The organism is Paenibacillus chondroitinus NBRC 15376, from assembly GCF_004000765.1.
Classification (GTDB): Bacteria; Bacillota; Bacilli; order Paenibacillales; family NBRC-103111; genus Paenibacillus_E; species Paenibacillus_E chondroitinus.
The window spans coordinates 147,220-171,896 of record NZ_BILW01000001.1; the positions used below are offsets into that span (position 1 = coordinate 147,220).

Below are 24,677 nucleotides of genomic sequence, written 5' to 3' on the forward strand. Positions count from 1 at the left end.
ACAAAGTCAGAGAGAGGTTGCATCTATGAAACTGAGTGCAAGAATTGCTTTATTATCGATGGCGGTTACGACCACCTTCGGAACGATGATGGCTGCGCCGGCGGTTAAACCGCTGGCTGTGGCTTTCCCCGGAACCAACGCGCTGTTGGTACAGTGGGTCGTTACCATTTCTTCTCTATTTATTTTGCCGACCTTATTTATGGCAGGGAATCTAGGCAGACGGTTTTCTCGGAAAAACATTTTAATAGCAGGTTTGCTGATGTATATCATAGGTGGCGTTGGCCCCGCCTTCATGAATTCATTTGAAATGATCTTAGTCTTTCGGGCGATCTTGGGTCTCAGCATCGGCCTCATTTCACCAACGTTTAACGCTTTGATTGCGGAGAATTTTCAAGGCAAAGAACGATCGCGCATGAATGGTATACAGACCTCAATTAATGGCATCGGTGGAGCTATATTTCTGTCTTTTGGCGGAATTATCGCATCTTTTGGATGGCGAGACGTATTTTTAACGTATTTGTATGCCGTTGTGTTATTTATTTTGGTCATCGCCTTTTTACCTAAGTTTCCTCCGATCCAAATGGAAGTGGTGGCGAAAGGTACGGCTAAGCTTCCGAAGTTTTTCTTTGCGGTTGCAGCTGCGGCTGGCCTCCATTCGATGATGTTCACTTTGATTCCGACGAACCTTTCTCTATATTTGTCAAATAACGGCATTGGCACCGTAGCTTCAGTAGGTTACTTGACTGCTTTCGCTCTAGTTGGTGTTTTCGTCGGAGGGCTTGTGGTAACCCGATTAAGCATCATGTTAAAAAAACTGCTCGTCCCGCTGGATTTAGCTGTGATGGCCGGAGGTTTCTTACTCATCGGTTCTGCACACACGGTTTGGAGTGTAGCGCTTGCGGTATTCATGATCGGTTTGGCAGAGGGCATGCTGTTTCCACTATCTTTCATCAAAACAGCGGAAGTTGTGCCCAAACCTAGCTTAACATGGGCCATTTCACTGATGCTTGCTTGTGTTTATGCCTGCCAGTTCCTCAGCCCTATATTTGTTAAAGGAATAGAACTGCTGCTTCATACGGATTCAACTCGAGGTGTGTTTATGGTTATAGCTGCAGCTTTGGCTGTAAGTGCCGTAGTTTACTTGCCAATTGCCCGAAGCCGGAAAAACGGAGCTGTGCAATCCATTTCTTAAGATTACAACGTTAAAAACTACAACAAAGTAGGTGTCTGGTATGAGAAACATAGATAAAATTTATATAGATGGAAAGTTTGTTATTCCAAGAGGTACGGGTCATTTGGAGTTGGTTAACCCTTCTACAAGAGAAGTTTTTGGCCGTGTAACGCTTGGAAATGAAGAAGATGCTAAGCTTGCCATAGCGGCGGCGAAAGCGGCATTCGCTACCTTTTCAAGAACATCTGTAGAAGAAAGGTCCGCCATGTTACAGCGTTTGAACGACGCAATCTTGGATCGAATTGATGAGTTGGCGGAAGCGAATATCCTCGAATACGGTGCCCCTCGAATGGCTTCAACCGGTAGGGTCAAATTGGCCGCAGCTAATTTGATGGACAGCAAAGAGGCGCTGGAACAGTTCGATTTTGTCCACATGATCGGCAAAGCTAAAGTTGTTTCCGAGCCCGTAGGCGTTATCGGGATTATCACACCTTGGAATGCAAGTTATTCGCAGATTACGGCCAAACTAGGTGCAGCGATAGCAGCGGGATGTACGGTTGTGATTAAGCCGAGCGAATTAAGCGCCCTGCAGACGCAATTGTTAACGGAATGTTTCCATGCAGCGGGCATCCCAGCCGGCGTGATCAACGTCGTGAATGGTCTTGGTGCTACAGTGGGCGCCGAACTTACTCGCCATCCGGACGTAGCCATGATTAATTTTACCGGTTCAACACGGGTTGGAAAAGAAATTCGCAGAGCTACGGTAGACTCCATGAAGCGTGTTACTTTAGAGCTTGGCGGCAAATCCCCGAATATCGTTCTCGACGATGCGGACTTTGCCAAAGCAATCCCTGCCGCGGTCAGATCGTGTTATACGAACAATGGGCAAGCCTGTGTTGCCGGCACTAGATTGTTCGTTCCCGAGCACCGGTTGGAAGAGGTTAAGAAACTGGCAAGAGAAACCGTAGAGTCGATGAAAGTCGGGCTTCCAACTGAAGCAGATACGATTCTTGGCCCTCTTGTTACTGAAAAACAATACAATCAGGTGCAGCGTTACATTTTATCGGGCATTCAAGAAGGGGCTGAGTTGGTCGTTGGTGGCGAAGGCCAGCCGGAGGGGTTGGAGCAGGGGAACTTTGTCAGACCGACGGTATTTGCTAACGTTACGGAAGAGATGACGATCGCGAAGGAAGAAATTTTCGGACCTGTGCTTTCGATTCTAACATACAAAAACGAGGAAGAAGCCGTTGCGATGGCCAATAACACGGACTACGGTTTGGGGGCTTATATCAGCACGGCGAACTTGGAGAAAGCGAACGAATTGGCATCCCGTATCCAAGCGGGTGTTGTGCTCATCAACGGGGCAGGTTTTGAAATGAAAGCACCTTTCGGCGGGTTCAAGCATTCCGGAATCGGTCGTGAATATGGCATTTACGGTCTGGAAGATTGCTTGGAAACCAAAACGATTACCGGTTTCGATCTTCCGATGTAAGATATTGATTTCATTTAAGGATCAAGTTCTTGTCTGGTGGCAAGAGCTTGGTCTTTTTATTATTGCTGAAGGCAAACGTACAAGCATTTGATAGGTTAAAAGCATTTACTAGTAATAGAGTTTGCGCGTATATGTAAATGTAATTGTAGTAAGGAGAGGGACAGTGAACGTTGCACTTCCTCCTACAGGTATGGCAAGCGTTTGAATGGCGGCAACAATGCCTACTTTGAAAAAGTTGACGGTCAATGCCCCAACGCCTGTTTCATACTTCACGTAGCCTGTGCCACTAATGATGGTGGAGATATTATCCGAATAAATGGTTTGTGTACCTGCGGCAGTAAACAGCCAATTTGTGCAAACTATGTCTTGTACAAATACTTTATCTGTACAACAACTAAGCGTTGTATCACACATAGACAGATGTCCCTCCTTTTGCGCCTTTTATTGGACTGGATAACGGGTTGTTATGCAAAACTCGCCTTGATAAATGCCAGCAGTTGTTCCTGGTAAAGTTAAAACGTATAGATCTGAATCGTCGATAAGTAAAAGATAGACTCGATCCAGGGGAAATGGTAATTGGCGTAATCATGGCAACTCCAGCACTATTCAGCAGATCAAACGTAATAACATCAGGTCCAACGTCATATTGCAAATAGCCTGTTCCGACAATATTTTGATTGATGTTATTTGTGAAGACAGTAAGTAAAACATCAGCGGCTACAACAGTGCCACTCCAGGGTGTACATACCTTATCCTGAACAAATGCAGGCAATAGTGAAATACCTCCCATTTTTATATTCTCAACTATTTAATGCAGGCAATTACCTGCTTGCTTGGACATATGACTCATCATGTAAAATTAAGGGAAAAACTTGAGCCGTATATTGGGCTACGCCAATTTTATCTACATTTACGTTGGAGCAGGATGATGCGGGAACAAATAGATTTCAAGGTTATTGTTTGAAACAATGATGGCGTTTAAAATTTCTATAACAGTTTTTTCGACAATTTTCTAGATGTTCTCTGGTTGACGTACGAAGCAGGTTAACAGGCAATTAAATTGAGGGCAAACATGAAGGATAAATTTGAATGGTGAGAAAAGGTAAAGGGAGACAGTGAGCAAACAGGCTGATACCTACTGTCATATTAGCTCAGGGCTGCATGTGACTAGAAACTTTAAATGCACAGATTCTAAAGAAATCTTACGTGAATATGTTAATAAATCAGCTTGGACAGGCAATAAACCTGCCGTTGGAAGAACGAAAAGCCTAAGTAGAAGCGACAGTGGGAGAAAATCTTACATGTGAATGGATTGCAAAAAAGAGTTAAGCGTATACACGGCTTAACTCTTTTGTTTTTTTAAAATTTTTTCAGGAATTTTATGGTACAAAAGGATGAATTTTAAATTGGTCATTCCAATCCGGTTGACATTTTTTTCCGACAAATGGTTAGGTCTAAATGATCAAACGTATAGATCGTAACTCCTGAAATTGGATATTCTATCGTTAATAGAGACAGAAAACTACAAAAATAGCGAATTATATAGTCATGTAGTGCTCTTTTGACTGTAAGAATTTAACTGTTATGATTATGGTAAACATGGGTATTGTTGAAGGAGCCAAATACAAATATCGGTTAAAGGATGATTACGCAGATGAGAAAGATGTTCTCAGGTGAGAGTAGGGTCTTTTACTTGTACCGGTTTATTTCGCTGGCTGGGACTTCGTTAGTGTACGCTATTGAGGATCGTGGTCCCCCGCTAGGTGTCAAAATAGGCATCATCCTCGTGTTGTTCATCTTTGCTACATGGATTACAGACATGTACACCCAAAGCGGTAAAGCCTCTCGCACAATTAAAATAACCGTAGGCTTGGAAATGACGGGGATGATGGTCCTCCATCTTCTAAGCGGCGGTATGGACAGTCCGTTTCTGTGGTGTGTTTTCAACCCTGCTTGGATGGCTGCCAGCTATCTTTCCTCTGCCTATTGCTGGTTCATGATGCTAAGTTACTTTTTGTTTATTACAGCTTTTTCTTATTTTTTTGCGAACGGGCAAATGGAGACACTTGGCAGTATGCTGCTAAGTGAAAATCGGTTTTATCTGATGTTATTGTTTATGACGCTCACCATTCAGTTATTGGCTGGTGTTAAAAATCGCCTTGAGATTGCGAATGCTCGAACCAATGAATCGATGGAGCATATGAAGTCGCTTTATCAAATTGTGGAAGCAGCAACTCATAGTGATTCTGAGAATTTGAAAATTATTTTTGCTGAGTTTGCTTTAAAGTTGACCAAGCTGAGAATGTCTTTTTTCTGGGATGTGAATGGGCATGCCAAACCTGATCAATTGATTACGCAAGGCGTGTTGCCGATTGGCATTGAAACGTCCCTTTCCGAAGCTTTTGACATGCAAGAAGCCGAGCTTAGAAGGCTCGAATCCAGCAGGTTGATGAGTCTGGCCGAATACGGTGACTTTCTTGTCATGCCAATCAGGTCGTCGACCCGATTCTGGGGAGTCATGGGCGTTAAGATTGAGCCTGCCAGCTACGAGGAAGGCAGACAGGGGTATATTCAACAGCTTGGTTTTCTATCCGAGCTTTGCTCCGTCATTCTGGAAAGACACCAGCTGGAACGAATCGAGAATCAGTTGATGATTATCGAGGAACAGAATCGGATTGCCGATGAGATGCATGATAGTGTATCGCAGTATATTTTCGGAATTGTTTATGCTGTGCATTCGCTCAGTCGCAAGTGGAAAGAGATTTCCAAAGAACAGATCAAAGAGCAGCTGCAGCTCATCCAAGAGTCTTCCGTAGCCGCTTCGCAAGAACTTCGTTCGACGATTTATAGTCTCAGTTCCAGAAAAAATGGCGGTGATTTTTGGATTACGACCGTCAAATCACATCTGGACAGCGTGTCCAAGCTGCATGCTGTGAAAGTGAATTTGCATGTAACCGGCGATGACCATCGTCTGCATGTGAATTATCAAAAGGCTTTGTTTCGAATTATTTCGGAATCCACGGGAAATGCCATTCGCCATGGGCACAGCACACTCATCAAGGTTGAGCTCCGTATAAAGCCGGATGAGGTGAGTTTGTCCGTTTTGGATAACGGAAGTGGCTTTAGTGTGAAAGAACGATTGTCAGATCCTAAAACAGTGGGTCTAGGCGTTTATAACATGGAACTGCTCGTCCAGTCCCTAGGTGGGACCATTAGTATTCAGAGCACAGAAGGAAAAGGTACTCATATTCAACTGACCATCCCATTTCAACCACAGGACAACAAAGAACTCAATGAACTTCAGATGATGGGCTAAACAAGGTCATGGAGGCTATTCCCATTCAAACGAAAGCAGGTGGAACTTTGAAAGTTGTTATCGTAGATGATCATCCGTTGGTGCGTAGAGGATTGTCAGCTGTGCTAAAGCTTGAAGCAAACATCGAAATTTCTGGTGAATCGGAGACGGTGGAGCAAGCATTGGAGCTAATCAAGGAAACAAAACCGGATTTGGCTATTGTGGATCTAAAGTTAGGGAATCGCTCTGGTCTTGAAGTGGTAGAGAATATTAAAGATACATCATGCCGAAGCATCATTCTGACTTCATCAACGTCGGAGCAGGATGTAAGAAAAGCAGAAGCTGTGGGTGCGGATGGTTATGTACTCAAAGAAGCGCTTCCAGAAGAGTTGCTTTTGGCTATTAAATTGATTTTCAAAGGGAAAAAGTATTTTGATCCAGGTCTCATGGAAATGTTGTTTAAGAAAGAGGAAGAAGACAGCTTCAGCAAGCTAACGCCGAAAGAGCGGGAAGTGTTGATTGGTCTGGGAGAAGGTTTATCCAATCAAGGAATGGCTAAGAAACTAATGGTGACGGAGTTTACCGTTAAGAAACATGTGAGCCAAATTTTAAATAAGCTGTGTGTCAACGATCGTACGCAAGCAGCCTTGTTAGCGCAATCCAAAGGATTAGTCAGCGGTTTTCAGTGAGTCTTCGCAGCCATATGGTTCGAAAGTATACCATCGCTTTATTACATATGGGTATGGCTGGATACACGAAATAGACCCAAAAATTATAATTTCGAGTAATATCATAATTTTGGGAATTCATTTAGTATTTGACTATAACCAATTAAGTGACAAAAAGCGGCATTCTTCATTCCATTTGGTAGAGTGCTTCAGCTAGCTTGCAGGCTAGTTATCACCGTCGAATAGTGATTGTAGAGTGCTCTGTATAAAAGGAGTGATTGAATGTCGTTTCGATAGGTGGGGATGAGGAGAATAAAACGCTTTCATTACAAACATCTTAACTGAAAGTTTTCTGAAAAGCAATACTGTATTTCTTGATTTATCAACTATTTTTTCGGGAGGGAACCATGGAGAAATCGATCTTGGATTACTTTGTACTCATTCGCAAAAAGCTGTGGATGATTGCGTTGTTCGTTCTTCTCTCGTGCCTGACAACCTTCTATGTCAGCAAAACATTTGTTGAGCCTGTTTACAAGGCAAATACACAAGTTTTGGTAAGCAGTACGTTTAAGAGTGAAGAGAAAATAGATCTGAACGATGTATCGATGAACATGAATTTAGTTGAGAGCTACAAGGAAATCATTAAATCGGATCAGATCATTCAGAAACTTCTGGCGGATCATCCGGAATTCGGTATGACGCAGAAAGAACTGTTGAAGAACTTGAAGGTAAGCTCAACGGATAAAACGCAAATTATTAAAATCGAGATGGAAGATCCGAGTTATGAGAAAGCCGTCACGATGACGAAAACACTTGCGGATACATTCATGAGCGAAGTGCCGTCCTTGATGAATATGAACAATGTCAAACTACTTTCCAGCTCAGATCCAGCTGTGAAGCCTTTGCCGGCGAACGCTAGTATCGTCATTAACCTGGCGTTGAGTTTTGTTTTATCGGCAATGGCAGCAATTGGTGTGTTTTTCTTTTTTGAAAATATCAATGATACGATTCGCTCTGAAAAAGAGGCTGAGCACATTGTGGGCCTACCCGTTCTTGCGTCTATCGGAACGATAAAGAAGGGCAAGGCAGCCAAATCTTCCAAAGCGCTAAGCAGAGAGGTAGGGGAACAGACGTATGTTACAGCTAAGTAATGTGCTGGTGACGGAATTAGATCCGATTTCACCGGTTTCCGAATCCTATCGCTCTTTACGAACGGCGGTGCGCTTTAAGAAGGTTGTACCCGCTGATCAAGGGCAGGGAATGGTGCTGATGATTGCATCGCCGAAGTCGCAAGAAGGCAAGACGACGACGCTGGCGAATCTGGCCGTAACGTATGCTCAGGAAGGGAAGTCTGTTGTGATCATCGACAGCAACTTGCGCCAGCCGGGCTTGCATAAGCTGTTTGGTATGAATAATACAAAAGGCTTGCTCCATTTTTTCCAAAAAGGGCTGGCTGTTAATGAAGTTATTACACCGACGGGAATCATGGGCCTTGATCTCATCGTTGCCGGCGGTCAACCGGTTAATCCGTCGGAGCTGGTAGGCTCCTCCCAGATGTTGAATCTGATGAATCAACTGAAGCAGCGATATGAAGTTATTCTTATCGATTCACCGTCTACGCTTGATTATACAGATGCAAGTTTGCTCTCGGAGTACAGTGATGGCGTACTGCTGGTCACAAGGAACGGTAAAACAAAGCGGGAATGGGCGAAACAAGCGAGAACACAGCTCGAACAATCAGGAGCCCGCATGTTAGGTATGGTTTTCAACCAATAATTGAATATGTACGCTTAGGAGGATGAGAAGGATGAAGACGGTCAAGAAAGCAATTATTCCGGCTGCGGGGTTAGGAACGAGATTTCTTCCCGCTACGAAAGCGATGCCCAAAGAGATGCTCCCAATCATCAACAAACCAACTATTCAATACATCGTGGAAGAAGCCATCGAATCCGGAATCGAGGATATTATTATTGTCACCGGTAAAGGAAAGAGAGCGATCGAAGATCATTTCGATAATGCTTTCGAGCTTGAGAACAAGCTGATGGAAACGGGGAAGCTGGAGCTCTTGAAAGAAGTTCAGCGTTCAGCCAAAGTAGAAATTCATTATATTCGTCAAAAAGAACCCAAGGGACTGGGGCATGCGGTCTGGTGTGCAAGAAGGTTCATCGGAAATGAACCCTTCGCTGTACTGCTGGGCGATGATATTGTCACAGGGAAGGTCCCCTGCTTAAAACAACTCATTCAGCAATATGAATTATCAGAAAATTCCGTTATTGGTGTCCAAAAAGTACCGCCGGAATTAACAAATCGTTACGGTATCATTGATCCTGGCGAGCAAGATAATCGCCTTTATCAAGTGAAAGACTTTATTGAAAAACCTAAATTAGGTACAGCACCTTCCAATCTTGCCATCATGGGGAGATATGTGTTCTCTCCTAAAATCTTTGAATTTTTGGAGCTTCAGGAAAAAGGCGCCGGCGGCGAAATTCAGCTGACAGACGCGATTCAGAAGCTTAATCAAATAGAACGTGTTCTTGCTTATCATTTTGACGGTATCCGTTATGATGTGGGCGAACGACTTGGTTATATTCTTACCACAATGGCTTTCGCACTTGAGAGCAAGGATCTTCGGTTAGATGTGCTCGATGCGATGGCTTCACTGCTCATTAAGGAGAAATATGCCCCTATCTTAGAACATTTGGGAGGTGAAGATTATGAGCTTGCGAGAACTGCAGGAGGAATATGAGTACTACTATCCGGCTGCTACGTTGCAGGAAGGAAAGAGCGTAACTTCCTATTCCGTTATGAAGCGTGCGCTAGATATTGTTCTCTCCTTAGCTGGTCTTATTTTCTTGATGCCTTTGTTTGTCGTAGTGGCAGTTTGGATCAAGTTGGAAGATCCGGACGGTTCCGTTTTCTTCAAGCAAAATAGGGTTGGCAAAGACGAAACGTTGTTCCCGATGTATAAATTCCGCTCGATGGTCGCTAACGCAGAAGCATTGAAGCAGCAGCTAATGAGTCAAAATGAAGTCGAAGGCGCGATGTTCAAAATGAAAAATGATCCTCGTGTGACTCGCGTCGGCCGAATTCTTCGCAAAACAAGCATTGATGAGTTGCCGCAATTGTGGAACGTACTCATCGGTGATATGAGCTTGGTTGGTCCAAGACCGGCTTTGCCAAGTGAAGTGAAAGAGTACACGACTTATGACAAGAAACGCTTGGCTGTAACGCCTGGCTGCACAGGGTTATGGCAAGTAAGCGGCAGAAGCAATTTAAGCTTTGAGCAAATGGTTGAGCTTGATTTGACTTATATTCGTAATCGAAGTGTTTTCTATGATTTGAAAATTATCATGAAAACCGTATCGGTTCTTCTCGGTTCCAAAGACGCCTTTTAAAAAAAGTAGAAAAGGAGTACCGCAATGGTGCATGATCAGCCAAAACCAAGGGTATCAATTGTCATCTGTACCTATAATCGCGCGGATTTGCTTCAGATCACACTGGACGCACTGCCTGCATTAACTGCAATAGATATGGCTGAGATTCTTATTGTGGATAACAATTCCACGGATCACACGCGAGAAATCTCCGAGTCATTTGTCCATCGTCAAGCCGGGGTATTGCGGGTTCGCTATCTATTTGAACAAACGCAAGGTCTGTCGGCTGCGCGAAATAGAGGGATACAGGAAGCAAAAGGCGATATTATTGCGTATCTCGATGATGATGCGGTTCCTTGTTTGGCGTGGATACGCACGATTGTGGACACCTTTGATCATCGGCATGATGTGTATGCCATAGGTGGCATGATTCGTCCGAAGTTCGAAAGCGAGAGACCGGCATGGCTGATCAAATCGCTCGAACTTCCGTATACGATTGTAGATCGGGGAGAAGACGTTCATGAATATCCGATAAATAAGCATCCCTTCGGAGCGAATATGGCTGTTCGCAAATCGTTTCATGATACTTATTTGTTTCCAACCGACCTTGGAAGAAAGGGAACGCTCTTGCTGTCCGGTGAAGAGTCTTGGCTCTTCGAGCAGATGCAACAGGAAAGAAAGACGATCCTTTATCATCCTTCCATGGTCGTGGATCACTTCATCCCCGACAATCGCTTAACGAAAGAATGGATCAAGCAGCGTTATTATTATCAAGGTATTACGAATGGCTCCATGCACAAGGGATTTATGAGTAAAGTAGCGCTTCTCGTTAATGTTGCTTGCAGGGTACTCTACATAGCTGTAAATGCTTTGTTTGCACAGACGGAAGGTGAAAAATTGCTCATTGCTTGTCGGATGCAAAGTATAAAAGGCACATTGCTCACGATGCGTAGTCGTGTGAAAATGCGCTTGACAGGGTGATGATAAGGATGACGCCGGTTTTTCCAATACAGCTCAAAAAACCGATGTACTATGCTGCATTCTATGTCCTGCTTGCAGTGATCATGGGGGTAGCGGCTGTTTATCAGCCTATCATCAGTATGTTGGGGTTGGCCGTACTTTTCATGTGCATCTATGCCATTTACCAACCGGAAAAAATGAGTTATCTGGTCCTGCTTTCAACCGCCATATCCATCAACTATATTGTGGAGGCGAATTTCCCAGGACTGGAGATCCTTTCCCTTTACAAGCTAGGGATTCTCATTCTATTAGTTCCCAGCATGCTGCAAAATGGACTTCGCATGAAGTTCATTTACCCAATAGTAGCAATTGCGGGCATGTTGTTCATTACACTCTTTTTCTCAGAATGGCATCCGAGATTGACGCTTTCCATCACCTTGAAAGCCTTCATCGGACTCGCGCTTCCTTTCTTTTTTCTCATGATCAAATGGAAAAAGGAAACAGCGGAAAAGCATATCCGGATCATCTGTTTGCTTCCAGTGGTAAGCGTAGTGACCGGGGCATTCCTTCAGCTGGTTCATTTGTATTCCTTTCTCAATGTAGAGTTCACGGGAGCCATCCGAGTACAAGGGGCGAATATCGCACCTCATTTGGCGATGTTAGCATTTCTTGGGATCACCGTTGCTTTAATTGAAACCAAACGGAATCCGTTGAATGCCAAGTTCTTGTATTGTACATTGGCTGCCAACTTTGCGATTCTGATCGCTACGGGAACCAGAGGGCCTATACTCGCCATGCTAGCGATGGCCGGGTACTATTTCTTCGATATGGTGAAGCAGTATATCAAAGGGAAGCTCATCTTATTGATTCCGTTGGTCTGTTCCTTGGCTTTAATTGGTGGAGCCGTGTATCTCCAGTGGGACAATATGACGAAGCGCTCCTTCGAGCGCCAGACGGGCACGGGCATCGATTTATCCGGAAGGACGGAGGCGTGGAACTACTTTCTAAAGGGAGTGAAAGATTCCCCGATGACAGGAAGAGGCCTAGGCGCAGTTACTGTCGCGAACGACGGCAGTTTGTACGTCGGTTTTGTGGTTCCGCATAACGAATATATCCGCTTCTACTATGATTCCGGTTATATTGGCTGCATCCTGCTGTTTCTTTCGCTGCTTGTGTTATTTCGAATGATTTATCGCGTCATGCCACAGCGAATTAAAATTTATTATGCCGCATTCATTCTGGCATTCTTTCTGTATTCCTTGTCGGATAATACATTATCCACGATTCAATTCATCATTCCTTTTTGCTGGTATTTGAATGGTTTGTATATTCTCTCGACGACAAATTCGAAAAAAGAAGAGTTGATCTGATGAGTAGAGTGACTATGTTCGATGTTCATTTTGATAATTATGACTTTCTGGACTTGCTTGCTTATATGGATGACGTCATTCGCCAGAATAATCATTCTTACATTTTAACCTGCAATGTCGATCATTTAATTAAGCTCAGAAAAGATGCTGAGTTTCAAAAGGTATATTCAGACGCGGGTGCGATTGTGGCGGATGGCATGCCTATTATATGGGCATCGAAGATGCTTCGCAAACCGCTCAAGCAAAAGGTGTCTGGCTCTGATTTGTTCGCAAAATTAGGGGAAGCCTTCGCGGAACGCCAATATAAGCTTTTTTTCTTAGGGTCAGCGGTCGGGATTCCGGAACAAGCGGTTAAGAATCTGAAGCTCGTCTTTCCGAATTTGAACATCGTGGGCTGCTACTCACCTTCTTATGGCTTCGAGAAGAAAAAGGATGAGAATGAGCGTATTGTTCAAATGCTGATAGATACGCAGCCAGATATCGTGTTTGTCGGTGTTGGCGCGCCGAAACAAGAAAAATGGATATATCAAAACTATCTTCAATATAAAGTGCCGATTTCAATTGGTGTAGGTGCAACCTTCGATTTCCTTTCGGGCACCGTCAAGCGAGCTCCGAACATTATGCAGAGAACAGGGTTTGAATGGTTTTGGCGGCTTGTGCAAGAACCTCGGCGGCTGTGGAAACGTTACTTGGTACACGATGCGATGTTTGCCGTCCTGCTATGGCGCGAGGTTGTTAAGCAGTTCAAACTGAAACGGGAGGGGACGGGAGTCAATAGTGGATGATTTCAGCAAAATGAGTAAACCCCCTTTGATTATGACACAGACGGGTCGCATGACGTTGTTATTCACTGCAATGGCTTTAGCCGTCTCTGTCGTCATTGGTTATTCAAGTGCAACTCTGAATCCTGATCTGAGTATGCAAATTGCAATCTTGTCAATGCTGCTATTTCCTGCTTTTGTATTGGCCTTATTCGATTCACGGCGATTAATTCCCTATATCCTGCTGGTCTGGGTCATTTGTCCGGAGATCCGGCGTATACAGGATTGGATGGAAGGAACGTACCATTCGGTATCGCTGTTAAGTATTGCGCCTTTGTTAACAAGTGCCGTGCTGATTATTCCTATTTTGGCTAAGTTCCACCAGATGGAATCTCGTATCTACAAGCTGCTCATTTATATAGCCATCGTGCTGCTGTATGGCTGCCTGATTGGCGTAACAAAAAATGGGAGCGGGACTTTTTACGATTTAGCAAACTATGTGATTCCGTTATTGTTAATCCCCTATGCGGCTTTAAGTGAATTCGACAATAAGGCGCTGGACCGTTTAATTGTTGCTTTCTCTAACACGGCCATCTTGGTAGCTGTCTATGGCATTATTCAGTACATCGTCGTGCCTCCCTGGGATGCATTTTGGATGAATCATGTGGAAATGACGTCGATTGGCCACCCTTTGCCTTTGGAGATCAGAGTGTTCTCTACACTGAATTCGCCTGGACCTGCGGGGATGTATATGGGAACTGCGCTTGCACCGATGATTTTAGAAAAAAAATGGCGGGGACCGTTGGGCTGGATCGGCATTATCCTGGTTACGGTTGGACTCCTTGTCACGTTAGTTCGTTCTGCCTGGGTAATGCTATTTATCGATATTGCGATTTATACAGCTGTATCGGCCGGCAGACAGAAGTGGAAGCTGATCGCTCAATTAACAGCCGTTATTGCAGCCATGTATGTTATCATCCCAAAGCTGCCTGGAGCACAGGGACTGATTGCGCGATTAGATACGATGACAGCCATTCAGGATGACCACTCTTATAATGAGAGACTAGATTTCTTCCATACCGTTTTTCCGATGATGTTCTCGAAACCGCAAGGATTAGGGCTAGGGAGTATTGGTGTCGGCACCAAGCTCAGCAACGGCGGAGCATTAGGGGAATATGGCATTTTCGATAATGGATTTGTTGCCATTTTTCTAACCTTTGGCATTCTTGGTGGATTATTATTCCTATGGGCTTTGTGGCTTGTCACCCGTTATCTGTTATCTCAGAAACATCAACCGGGCGGAATAACAGCCTACGGTAAGCTGGGACTCTCCGCTTTGCAAGGAAGTATCGTTTGTCTTGTTTTTGAAAATGGATACACAGGGTTGAAAGGTTTTCTACTATGGATGGTCGTAGGAATTGGAATTATGGCGCATCGAACGATCGTTCAAGAGAGGAGACAAATTCCGGATGCAGCAGCCAGTCAACTTGAAATTAGTCCGCATAAAGCCTCTGTTCGGCTTCATTAAAGCTTTTTTTTCAAGCAAAAGTCATTTGTCATCTTCTGTTAAAACGATGTTTTTCAGTGTGCTTATCTTGGTCATCAATATGCTAACCGGTATTTTGACAGCGCGATTTCTTGGGCCTTCCGGCCGAGGAGAGCAGGCCGCTATGGTGTTATGGTCACAATTCTTAGCTTTTAGTTTCTCATTTGGTATACCTTCCGCCATTATTTACAACGTGAAAAAGAACATGAAGGATTCCGCCAAGCTTTATTCGACCGCTGTTCTCATGGGTTTGACAGCAGGCATGCTTGCGATGTGCATAGGGATATTGGTTTTACCCTATTGGCTCCGTTCGTATTCCGACAGTGTGGTCCTATTCTCGCAATGGTCCATGGCTATCGTGCCTCTTATTGTATTATCCCAGATTAATAATGCGATGATGCAGGTAAGAGGCGAGTACAAACTATTCAATCGTCTGCGATTTCTGATTCCGCTGAGTACGCTCATCGGCCTTGCTCTGCTAATCCTGACTAAAACCATGACTCCTTACACGTCAGCTGTAGCTTATCTCGCTCCGGCGGTTCCCTTTTACATATGGACCACTGTTCGTTTGCTAAGACAGTATCAATGGGTGATCAAGGATGTTTTCAGCTCCTTCAAGACTTTAATCAGATATGGGATTGGATCCTACGGCAACGATTTAATGGGCAATGTTTCCTACTACATCGATCAAATTGTGATTATCGGGCTGCTGAATCCTACTGAGCTTGGCCTCTATGCCGTAGCGGTAAGCCTTTCTCGGGTCGTTAATATCTTCTCAACCTCGATTATCGTGGTGTTGTTCCCTAAAGCATCGGGGCTGCCGAAGGATAAAGTGGTGGATATGACGTTCCGTGTGTATAGAATCAGCACTTGCGTGGCTTTGTTATGCTCCCTGATCATCATGCTGGTTGCTCCTTTCGTCATGCCGCTCTTGTATGGTCCTGATTTTAGAGAAGCTATCAGTGTGTTTCGCATGCTGCTCCTCGAAGTGTCCATTTCAGGTGGAACCATGGTATTAGCGCAAGCGTTCATGGCTTTAGGCAAACCCAAGATCGTTACCATTCTGCAAGGAATCGGACTGCTGGTTGTCATCCCACTACTGACCATGCTTATTCCGAAGTTTGGACTCGCCGGTGCGGGAATGGCCATTTTGTCATCGGGTATTCTGCGATTTATCTTTATTTTAATCAATGTCAAATTCACCTTGAAAACGAAACTTCCAAGATTACTGTTGAATAAAGAGGATATCCGTTGGTTGCTTTCAGCAATAACAGCATATAAGGCCAAATAATTGGACATTGGGGGAGGGGCGAACGAAATGAGTCGCTATCGTGATGCTGTGGGAGTGAATCGAATTTCTGTTGTCATCATTGCGCAAGACGATGAATCGAGAATAGCGAATGCGATCGCCTCCTGCAAGCCTTTTGCAGACGAAATTGTTGTAGTCGATGGCGGGAGCAAGGACGGAACCGTTCGGGTGTCCGAGCAATTAGGCTGCAAAGTCTATGTGAACGCATGGCCAGGTTATGCGAAACAGCGTATCTATGGCAGTGATCGTGCCACCTATGACTGGATATTCGTAATCGACACGGATGAGGTGGTCAATGAGCAATTATCAACCTCCATTCAGATGCTGAAAGGCGAGTTATCCGATCCAAGCAAAGCCTATTCCGTTCTGAGGATTGGAGACTTTCTGGGACGCTGGATGGGGAAAGGCGAGAAGCTGGTCCGATTGTATAACCGCACACAAATTCAGTATAAGGAAAGTCTAGTGCATGAAACACCGAATGTGGAGAATGAGAATGTCCTATTTATACCAGGTGTCTTATGGCATTATGGTTTCCGCAGCATTCACGACCATATTCAGCGGTTTAATAAATATACCGATCTGGAGGCAGAAGGCGCAGTGGCGATGGGAAAAAGATTTAGTCTGCTGCGCATGCTCGTTCGACCTCCTTTGCGTTTTGTTCAAAAATATATCGTTCATGGCTTGTATAAAAAGGGAATTCCCGGGCTTGCCGTAGCGCTTTTCTGGGGAATCTACGAGTTCCTGGTCTGCATGAAACAATATGAGCTTGGATTAGCTCGTAAACGTGTAAAGAAGTCCCATGATGGGCCGATCAAGGAGGGGAAAGCTTATGCAACGATACAATGATTTACGAATCTTGTGCACTGGAATGGGCTGGCCCTCAGCTCAGCCAGGTGGGTTAAACACTTATTTCAAGCATATTTGCGAAAGCTTGGATACACATCATGAACTTGAAGCATTGGTATGCAGTGCCAATAAGCCGGAAGTGACAAGCGGTCTTCGTGTCACCAATGTGGCCGGCACGAATTTGAAGTTGAGCAAACGGCGTGATGCTTTTCGCATGCAAGCCGCAGAAATCATGAACGGGCAGCATGTTGACATCGTGTATGCGCACTTTGCTCCTTACAGTTTGGGCGTGGCGATGGAGGCGAAAGCCCGAAATATTCCGGTTGTGATGACATTTCACGGCCCGTGGAGTGAGGAAATAAGGCTTGAGGGGAAAGGTTTGAAGCATAGATTCAAAACCATGATCGCGAAAAACTGGGAAATGAAAGCATACCAATTGGCGGATGCCTTCATCGTGTTAAGTGAGACTTTTCGCGATATTCTTCACCGCCAGTACGGCGTCCCGCTGGCCAAGATACACATCATTCCCGGCGGGGCGGACGTCGCCCGGTTCAGGCCGGCAGCGAATCGTTCCGCAATCAGAGAGAAGCTGGGGCTGCCGGAAGGGAAAACCGTCGTGTTGACTTTGCGAAGGTTGGTTAACCGAATGGGGCTGCTTCAGCTGCTAGAAGCTTGGAAAGAAGTTGTGCGTTCCAAGCCAGATGCCGTGCTGTTTATAGGCGGCAAGGGTCCGCTGAAGGCTGAACTGGAAAGCCGAATTGCCGAGTATGGGCTGCAGTCTAGCGTTAGACTGCTGGGTTATATCCCCGACAGTGAGCTTGCGGACTATTATCAGGCAGCCGATCTGTTCGTTGTTCCTTCGCAAGCGCTAGAGGGCTTCGGATTAATCACCGTAGAAGCAATGGCAGCAGGGGTTCCGGTCATGGCGACTCCGATTGGCGGGAACCGTGAAATTCTTGAGAAATACCGGCCGGATATGCTGTTCTCGGGAACCAGCAGCAGTGACATTGCCGCAGGATTAACTCGCATATTGAAGCATCCTGAGTTGTGGCCTACAAGTGAGCAGTGCAGGAATCATGTGTTGGAGCATTATACATGGAAGAGAGTTTCCGAGCAGGTGAACGAAGTATTTCGTTCCGTGATTGATCTTGATCGTCATGCTTACGTCAGGAATCAATCGGCTGCAGCTAAGAAGAGAGGAGGACGTGAACAAGATGAGAGTAGCTTATCTGGATCATACCGCTAGATGGAGCGGGGGAGAAGTCGCACTTTACAATCTAATTACGAACTTTGGCAAGGAGATTGATCCGCTCGTTATTGTGGCTGAAGAGGGAGCGCTGGTGGATCGGTTAAGAGCTAAAGGGATTGATGTTCGCGTTTTACCTTTAAGCGATAAGGTGCGCAATCGCAATCGGAATGCCGTGAATTTTCAGGCGGTATCGGCGGCATTGGAACTTTGGAGTTATGGGAAAAGGGTAGCCAAATTACTGAAAGCGGAGAAGGTTGCCTGTGTACATACGAATTCTTTGAAATCAGCTTTTTATGGAGCAGTAGCTGCGAAATGGGCAGGAATTCCACTCATCTGGCATATTCGGGATCATATTGGCGTTCCGTATTTGAAGCCGATTGTTGCCCAAGCGATTCGCCTGATGTCCCGATTGCTGCCTAATGGCGTTATTGCAAATTCCAATTCTACGTTGAGTGCTTTGAACTTGCCGAAGTCCAAGAAAACATTAGTCGTGTATTCGGCCTTCGCCAATTCCAAAGCCAAAAGCCTGGCACTCGTCGAAAAAACATGGCGAAAGCCTTACGTAGTCTTACTGGTTGGCCGGCTGGCGGAATGGAAGGGCCAGCATATTTTGCTCGAAGCGGCGAAATCTTTTCTGCCGGATGAGCAGGTTCATTTCTGGTTAGCCGGGGATGCCCTGTTCGGCGAAGATGCGTATAAGAAGCAGCTGCTGCAGCAAATTGCCGATCATCAACTGAACAATGTCACTTTACTAGGTCATGTTGAAGATATTCAGGGGTTGATGCAGAAAGCAGATTTATTGGTTCATACCTCCATCACACCTGAGCCTTTCGGTCAGGTCATTGTCGAGGGCATGGCAGCCGGTTTGCCGGTGATTGCTTCTAATGAAGGCGGCCCGACGGAAACCGTTGTGCATGGTGAAACGGGGCTTCTCATTACACCAGGGAAACCTGCCGTACTGGAGGATGCCATCCGCTATCTGCTCGAGCATCCTGAGGAGAGACGCCGAATGAGCGAAAATGGCATCAAGCGTGTGGAGCAACACTTTGTTATTGAACGAACCGTTACCCAAATCACTCATTACTATGCAGGTTTCATCGCTAACTCTTGATGACCGCTTAGTGTGTAAAGGATGGATCAAATGAAAATAGCAATTGCGCATGATTATTTGGTTCAAATGGGCGGAGCCGAAAGAGTTGTTGAAGTCTTTCACCAAATGTACCCGAGTGCTCCCATTTATACGACCATGTTTAGCAACAATCGTCTGCTCGATGAACTGAGGGATGCGGATATACGAGCCTCTTGGATGCAGAAAATGCCAGGAGGAAAAAGTCATTTTAAAGAAATGCTGCCTCTTTATCCGTTTGCGATTAAGGATTTTGACTTTCGAGAATTTGATATTGTGCTCAGTTCAAGCAGCGCATTCATGAAGAGTATTCAGGTACCGAAGAACACGTTCCATCTGTGTTACTGCCATACGCCCATGCGTTTCGCCTGGGATTATGACACTTATATGGAGAGACAAACCAAATCGAGCGTGATGAAACGCCTCTTGAAAATTTATATCGATCAGCTTAAGCAATGGGATCAAAAAACGTCAGCAAATGTAAATCAGTTTATTGCGAATTCTTCGGTTGTGAAAAGCCGTATCCGCAATTACTATCATCGCGATTCCGATGTCATATTTCCACCGATTAATACAACTCGCTTTCATAGCTCGACGAACATTGATAATTATTATTTGATCGTATCAAGACTTGTGTCTTATAAACGTATTGATCTGGCAGTAGAAGCATTTAATCGGAATGGCCTGCCTTTGCATATCGTAGGGGAAGGCCCCGATCTGATGAGACTAAAGGCGATGGCCAAAGGAAATGTTCGTTTTCTGGGGAGGTTGGATGACGGTTCAGTAACCAAAATGATGGCGGAGTGTCGCGCCTTAATCTTTCCCGGCGAGGAGGATTTCGGGATTACACCGCTGGAGGCGAATGCGGCAGGACGACCTGTTGTCGCCTATCAGGCTGGCGGTGCGCTAGACACTATAGTGCCTCATGTGAATGGTGTGTTTTTCAAACGGCAAGAGGTGGAGGATTTGCTGCTCGCTATACAGGAAGTGGAAAACCATGCCTGGGATGTGAGCCGAATTATCCAACATGCCCAGAAATTTGATGAAAAAACATTTATGGAGAAATTGAAAATCTACATGGCTAAAGCTTATCAACAATTCAGAGAGGGGAATTAATCGTATGGATATTGCAGTAATTGGAACAGGATATGTGGGATTAGTTTCCGGGGTGTGCTTCGCTGAGGTGGGAAATAACGTAATCTGTGTGGATCAGGATAAACAGAAAATTGACAAGCTGCAGAATTTCATTTCACCTATCTATGAGCCTGGCATTGAAGAGCTCATGGAGAAAAATATCCATGCTGGCCGGTTAGCTTTTACAACGGATTTGGCTCATGCCATCAGCCGGTCTGAACTCATTATCATTGCCGTGGGCACACCGTCCTTGCCGAATGGCGAGGCTAATCTGTCCTACATTGAGCAAGCATCTATTGAAATCGGCAAAGCTATGAACGGCTATAAAATCATTGCAACAAAAAGCACTGTTCCCGTAGGTACGAATGAGCATATTCAAATGATGATTGCGATGAATACGCAGCACGCTTTCGACGTCGTATCCATTCCTGAGTTTCTGCGCGAAGGTTCGGCTATCGATGATACCCTTCATCCGGATCGCATTGTCCTAGGACTCGATAATCCAAGTTTGGCTGAGCCGCTTACCGATCTCCATCGTGCCTTCACGGATCAAATTTTCGTCACAAGCATCCGGAGCGCAGAGATGATCAAATACGCTTCGAATGCCTTTCTCGCGACAAAAATTTCATTTATCAATGAAATTTCCAATATTTGCGAGAAGGTGGGCGCCGATGTTACGGAAGTGGCCAAAGGGATGGGGAAAGATAAGCGAATTGGTTCATCTTTCCTGAATGCCGGCATCGGCTACGGAGGTTCTTGCTTTCCGAAAGACACGGACGCTTTGATCCAAATTGCCGGCAATGTCGATTATGAGTTTCAATTGCTCAAGTCCGTCGTGGAAGTGAATAAATCGCAGCGCTACAAGGTGATTTCCAAGCTGGAAGCCTCCCTTGGACTGCTTAGCGGCAAAGTGGTGGGCATTTGGGGGTTATCCTTCAAGCCTAATACAGACGATATTCGTTATGCGCCGTCGATTGAAATTGTAGAAACGCTGATCCGAGCAGGAGCAACGCTGAAGCTGTATGATCCTATTGCGATGGATAAATTCAGGGAGCGTATTGATCACCCTTCGATTCAGTGGTGTGAGAATGCCATGGAAGCGGCAGTAGGCGCTGATGCGGTTTGCTTGCTAACAGATTGGGAGGAATTCAAAACGATCTCCTTGTCCAAACTTATTTTTATCATGGATCAGCCGATTCTCATTGATGGCCGCAACGTGTACAGTCAAGAACAAATTCAAGGAACGGGGCTTAAATATTATTCCGTTGGGCGACCTGATTTGATTGGCGTATCCAGACCGAAAGCACTGGCTAGATAATTTGCTTGTATCCCAAATAAATCAAATGGAGCGTGGTTTTCATGAAATTGGTACTTCTTTCAGGCGGTTCCGGTAAGCGACTTTGGCCATTGTCCAATGATTCCAGATCCAAGCAGTTCTTAAAGGTTCTTGAGGATGAAAATGGCAAAGATGAATCCATGGTGCAACGTGTATGGAGGCAGCTACAGAACACAGGCCTTGGCGAAGACGCGTACTTAGCGACGAATCGCTCTCAGGTCGAGATGATTATTAGCCAACTTGGCGGAGAAGCTCCGCTTATTATCGAGCCTGAACGCAGAGATACATTCCCTGCCATCGCATTAGCTGCTGCTTATATGTATGATGTGGAAAGTTTACCTTTAAACACAGTGATTACGGTGCTGCCGGTAGATCCGTATGTGGATGAGGCATTTTTCCAGAAAATTAAACAATTAGAGGACGTTCTGCACGAAACAGACGCGAATTTAGCGCTAATGGGCGTTGTTCCGACGGTTCCGTCCGAGAAATATGGTTACATTGTTCCTTCTGAGGAACGCCGGGAAGGGACAGAAGCGGTAGCGGTCCAATATTTCTTCGAGAAGCCTAACCGGGAACAAGCAGCTGTTTTAATTGATCAAAAAGCGCTTTGGAATTGTGGTGTCTTTGCTTTTCGACTGGGTTATCTCATTGAGGTCATGATGGATAAAGGGATTCCGATTCAATACGAGGAAATGCTCAGAAATTATCATAAATTAACGAAAATCAGCTTCGACTATGAAGTTGTTGAGAAAGAAGCAAGTTGTGTCGTTGTCCCTTACGATGGTTTCTGGAAAGATTTGGGAACTTGGAATACGTTGACGGAAGAAATGGGACGTTCCCAAATTGGAACAGGTATCGTAACGACGGATTGCGAGAATACTCATCTGATTAACGAGCTAGACATTCCTGTCACCGTTATCGGCATTCATGACGCTGTTGTAGCCGTGAGCCCGGATGGGATTCTGGTAACGAACAAGTCGGAGAGCCCTCGCATTAAGGAAGTCATGAATGCAATCGAGCATCGCCCGATGTATGAAGAACGCAGATGGGGACGATATCGTGTTATTGATTATGTCAAATATGCCGAAGATAATGAGGTGCTTACGAAACGTATTCTCGTTCATGCCGGTAAAAATATCAGTTATCAGCTGCATTACAAACGTTCTGAAGTATGGACCATCGTGAGCGGCGTAGCGGATATTATCATTAATGATAAGCTCTATCAGGTGAAGCCGGGTGATGTTGTGCGAATTCCGGAGGGGACCAGACACAGCATACGGGCAATTACGGATGTTGAATTTATCGAGGTCCAAAGCGGATCCGACTTAGTCGAAGAGGATATCGTTCGGATTTGTATGGACTGGAAGGATATTTCCCTTCATCAATTTATTTAAGTTTTGTTTTGAAACAAAGAACCGCCTTCTATTCGATTTCGGGAATGGAAGGCGATTCCTTGTTTGAAGGCATAAAAATTACAAATATAACCATTTCATGGTGAAAAGGATGCGTCATGACAAAAAAGATGATTCAAATTTTAGGAAAGGCAGGTGTACGTAAGAAAGTGGTTTCCTTATTGTTCTTACTCTCCTTGGTAGCTCCGAATTTCTTGTTTCAACCGCAAGCTGCGGCGTCCGCGACTTCTGTTCCAGTCAACGCGCAGGCAACGGTAGAAGCGAAGGCGGTGCTGCAGAAGCTGTATGTCGTTTCGGGTGTCAGCACGATTAGCGGGCAGCATGATTACCTTGAAAGTCCAGATGAATGGACGAATCAAGTGAAAGGCTGGACAGGAAAATTTCCTGCGCTTCATGGTTATGAATTTGGTGCCGTTTTGGCTCAAAACGAAAGCCAGTTGGCGCAACAAAGGCAAAAGGTCGTCAATAGCGCAATCGCTTGGAATAAGACGGGCGGCCTGGTTACCATCTCTTATCATCAAAGCATTCCTGGCACGTGCCTCTGCTGGTCGAATGTGCAGCGGAATATGAGCCAAGCGGAATTTGATAAATACGTCACCCCAGGCACTCCCCAGTATGCGAAATTGATTGATGATCTGGATAAAACGGCGGTTTACCTGGAGAAATTGAAAGAAGCGGGCGTTCCTGTCTTGTGGCGTCCCTATCATGAAATGAACGGGGACTGGTTCTGGTGGGGCAAGAAGGATAACTTCTCCGCACTGTGGACGATTATGTACGATCGCTTCGTGCATGTGCATAAGCTGAATAATTTGCTTTGGGTGTGGAGCCCTAACGCGCCGAATGCGAATGCCGACCCTTTTATGGCCACCTATCCAGGGGCAAGCAAAGTGGATGTTCTCGCGGTAGATATCTATGATAATGATTACAATCCGGATTATTATAAAAGTATCACCCAATTGGCAGGCGGCAAGCCTGTGGCGATCGGGGAGAATGGCGAACTGCCAAGTGCTGATGTATTAAAAGATCAGCCCCGCTGGGCTTATTTCATGACGTGGGGCAAGATGCTGACCGAAAATAACAAAAAAGATGAGATTAAATCGTTCTACTCGCATTCGAAAATATTGAGCAGAGAATCTTTCCTGCCAATCAAACAACCGCAGATTCAGCCAATATCGGCCCCGGATTTGAAAAATGGGCTGCGAGCGGAATATTTTGATAATAAGGATTTGACCGGGCTTAAAGAAACGAAGGTGGATGCAAAAATTGATTTTAATTGGTCGACTTCAGCCCCCTTCCCTTCCATGCAAGCAGATACATTTTCGGTGAGATGGACAGGAAAACTTTTGCCCGCCTATTCGGAAACGTATCAGATATCCACGCTAAGCGATGACGGCATTCGTGTTTGGGTGAACGGCAAGTTGGTTATTGATAGTTGGTTTAATCAAAGTTGGGTAGAACGAACAGGATCTATTGCCCTTACCGCTGGCGTGCCTGTTGATTTGAAAGTGGAATATTATGACAATCAGAATGGTGCCGCTGCTAAACTCATGTGGAAGAGTCCTTCCCAACCCAAAGAAATTATTCCAGCAAATGCCCTATTACTACCTTAGAGGTTTGAGAGGTATCTA

Annotated in this window: 21 protein-coding genes and 1 pseudogene; 20 read left to right on the forward strand and 2 right to left on the reverse strand. The window is 45.1% G+C overall.

The features are described 5' to 3' along the window. Positions 1-25 precede the first annotated feature (25 nt). Together PCH02S_RS00650 and PCH02S_RS00655 are read left to right on the forward strand one after the other, a co-directional pair. Positions 26-1,192, forward strand: coding sequence for an MFS transporter (locus tag PCH02S_RS00650; protein WP_127449088.1), 1,167 nt, complete (start codon positions 26-28; stop codon positions 1,190-1,192). A 40-nt stretch (positions 1,193-1,232) separates the two neighbouring features. Continuing rightward, a complete protein-coding gene (locus PCH02S_RS00655; RefSeq protein ID WP_127449089.1) occupies positions 1,233-2,663 on the forward strand; it encodes an aldehyde dehydrogenase family protein in 1,431 nt (476 codons plus the stop codon). Positions 2,664-2,771: 108 nt separating this feature from the next. On the opposite strand, the gene PCH02S_RS00660 is transcribed toward PCH02S_RS00655, so the two are convergent. Both PCH02S_RS00660 and PCH02S_RS00665 read right to left on the reverse strand, forming a co-directional pair. Further along, on the reverse strand, positions 2,772-3,077 hold the full coding sequence (locus tag PCH02S_RS00660) for a DUF3992 domain-containing protein (protein WP_127449091.1): 306 nt from the start codon (positions 3,075-3,077) through the stop codon (positions 2,772-2,774). Between the two features lie 27 nt (positions 3,078-3,104). Next, positions 3,105-3,453: pseudogene (locus PCH02S_RS00665) on the reverse strand (DUF3992 domain-containing protein). A gap of 864 nt (positions 3,454-4,317) precedes the next feature. On the opposite strand from PCH02S_RS00665, the gene PCH02S_RS00670 reads away from it, so the two are divergent. The 18 genes from PCH02S_RS00670 (at position 4,318) to PCH02S_RS00755 (ending at position 24,659) form a co-directional block, all read left to right on the forward strand. Next, positions 4,318-5,979, forward strand: coding sequence for a sensor histidine kinase (locus tag PCH02S_RS00670; protein ID WP_164819377.1), 1,662 nt, complete (start codon positions 4,318-4,320; stop codon positions 5,977-5,979). Positions 5,980-5,987: 8 nt separating this feature from the next. After that, on the forward strand, positions 5,988-6,647 hold the full coding sequence (locus PCH02S_RS00675; RefSeq protein WP_307719916.1) for a response regulator: 660 nt from the start codon (positions 5,988-5,990) through the stop codon (positions 6,645-6,647). A 386-nt stretch (positions 6,648-7,033) separates the two neighbouring features. Further along, positions 7,034-7,777, forward strand: coding sequence for a YveK family protein (locus PCH02S_RS00680; RefSeq protein WP_127449095.1), 744 nt, complete (start codon positions 7,034-7,036; stop codon positions 7,775-7,777). Continuing rightward, positions 7,761-8,402 (forward strand): CpsD/CapB family tyrosine-protein kinase, encoded by a 642-nt coding sequence (locus PCH02S_RS00685; RefSeq protein ID WP_127449096.1) that lies wholly within the window; start codon positions 7,761-7,763, stop codon positions 8,400-8,402. Before PCH02S_RS00680 ends, PCH02S_RS00685 begins: the two co-directional genes overlap by 17 nt. Before the next feature lie 31 nt (positions 8,403-8,433). Next, positions 8,434-9,372 (forward strand): UTP--glucose-1-phosphate uridylyltransferase GalU, encoded by a 939-nt coding sequence (gene galU, locus PCH02S_RS00690; protein WP_127449098.1) that lies wholly within the window; start codon positions 8,434-8,436, stop codon positions 9,370-9,372. Beyond that, entirely contained in the window at positions 9,341-10,021 is a 681-nt protein-coding gene (locus PCH02S_RS00695) for a sugar transferase (protein ID WP_127449100.1), read from the forward strand. The genes galU and PCH02S_RS00695 overlap by 32 nt, the downstream gene beginning before the upstream one ends. A gap of 24 nt (positions 10,022-10,045) precedes the next feature. Then, positions 10,046-10,981, forward strand: coding sequence for a glycosyltransferase (locus PCH02S_RS00700; RefSeq protein WP_127449102.1), 936 nt, complete (start codon positions 10,046-10,048; stop codon positions 10,979-10,981). An 8-nt stretch (positions 10,982-10,989) separates the two neighbouring features. Further along, entirely contained in the window at positions 10,990-12,330 is a 1,341-nt protein-coding gene (locus PCH02S_RS00705; protein ID WP_127449104.1) for an O-antigen ligase family protein, read from the forward strand. After that, positions 12,330-13,115 (forward strand): WecB/TagA/CpsF family glycosyltransferase, encoded by a 786-nt coding sequence (locus tag PCH02S_RS00710; RefSeq protein WP_127449106.1) that lies wholly within the window; start codon positions 12,330-12,332, stop codon positions 13,113-13,115. The genes PCH02S_RS00705 and PCH02S_RS00710 overlap by 1 nt, the downstream gene beginning before the upstream one ends. Positions 13,116-13,125: 10 nt before the next feature. Then, a complete protein-coding gene (locus PCH02S_RS00715; protein WP_246068884.1) occupies positions 13,126-14,619 on the forward strand; it encodes an O-antigen ligase family protein in 1,494 nt (497 codons plus the stop codon). After that, on the forward strand, positions 14,561-15,928 hold the full coding sequence (locus tag PCH02S_RS00720; protein WP_127449108.1) for a lipopolysaccharide biosynthesis protein: 1,368 nt from the start codon (positions 14,561-14,563) through the stop codon (positions 15,926-15,928). Before PCH02S_RS00715 ends, PCH02S_RS00720 begins: the two co-directional genes overlap by 59 nt. Before the next feature lie 27 nt (positions 15,929-15,955). Continuing rightward, a complete protein-coding gene (locus tag PCH02S_RS00725; RefSeq protein WP_127449110.1) occupies positions 15,956-16,792 on the forward strand; it encodes a glycosyltransferase family 2 protein in 837 nt (278 codons plus the stop codon). Then, positions 16,776-18,038: a glycosyltransferase family 4 protein gene (locus PCH02S_RS00730; RefSeq protein WP_246068886.1), complete on the forward strand. Its 1,263-nt coding sequence runs from the start codon at positions 16,776-16,778 to the stop codon at positions 18,036-18,038. The genes PCH02S_RS00725 and PCH02S_RS00730 overlap by 17 nt, the downstream gene beginning before the upstream one ends. Beyond that, entirely contained in the window at positions 18,007-19,152 is a 1,146-nt protein-coding gene (locus PCH02S_RS00735) for a glycosyltransferase family 4 protein (RefSeq protein ID WP_127449112.1), read from the forward strand. Before PCH02S_RS00730 ends, PCH02S_RS00735 begins: the two co-directional genes overlap by 32 nt. Before the next feature lie 30 nt (positions 19,153-19,182). After that, on the forward strand, positions 19,183-20,283 hold the full coding sequence (locus tag PCH02S_RS00740) for a glycosyltransferase (protein WP_127449114.1): 1,101 nt from the start codon (positions 19,183-19,185) through the stop codon (positions 20,281-20,283). A 4-nt stretch (positions 20,284-20,287) separates the two neighbouring features. Beyond that, entirely contained in the window at positions 20,288-21,619 is a 1,332-nt protein-coding gene (locus PCH02S_RS00745; RefSeq protein WP_127449116.1) for a UDP-glucose dehydrogenase family protein, read from the forward strand. 41 nt (positions 21,620-21,660) lie between these two features. Then, positions 21,661-23,031 carry a sugar phosphate nucleotidyltransferase gene (locus PCH02S_RS00750; protein ID WP_127449118.1) on the forward strand — a complete coding sequence of 457 codons (1,371 nt, stop codon included), beginning with the start codon at positions 21,661-21,663 and terminating at the stop codon, positions 23,029-23,031. Between the two features lie 116 nt (positions 23,032-23,147). Further along, positions 23,148-24,659: a glycosyl hydrolase gene (locus tag PCH02S_RS00755; protein WP_164819378.1), complete on the forward strand. Its 1,512-nt coding sequence runs from the start codon at positions 23,148-23,150 to the stop codon at positions 24,657-24,659. Positions 24,660-24,677 lie beyond the last annotated feature (18 nt).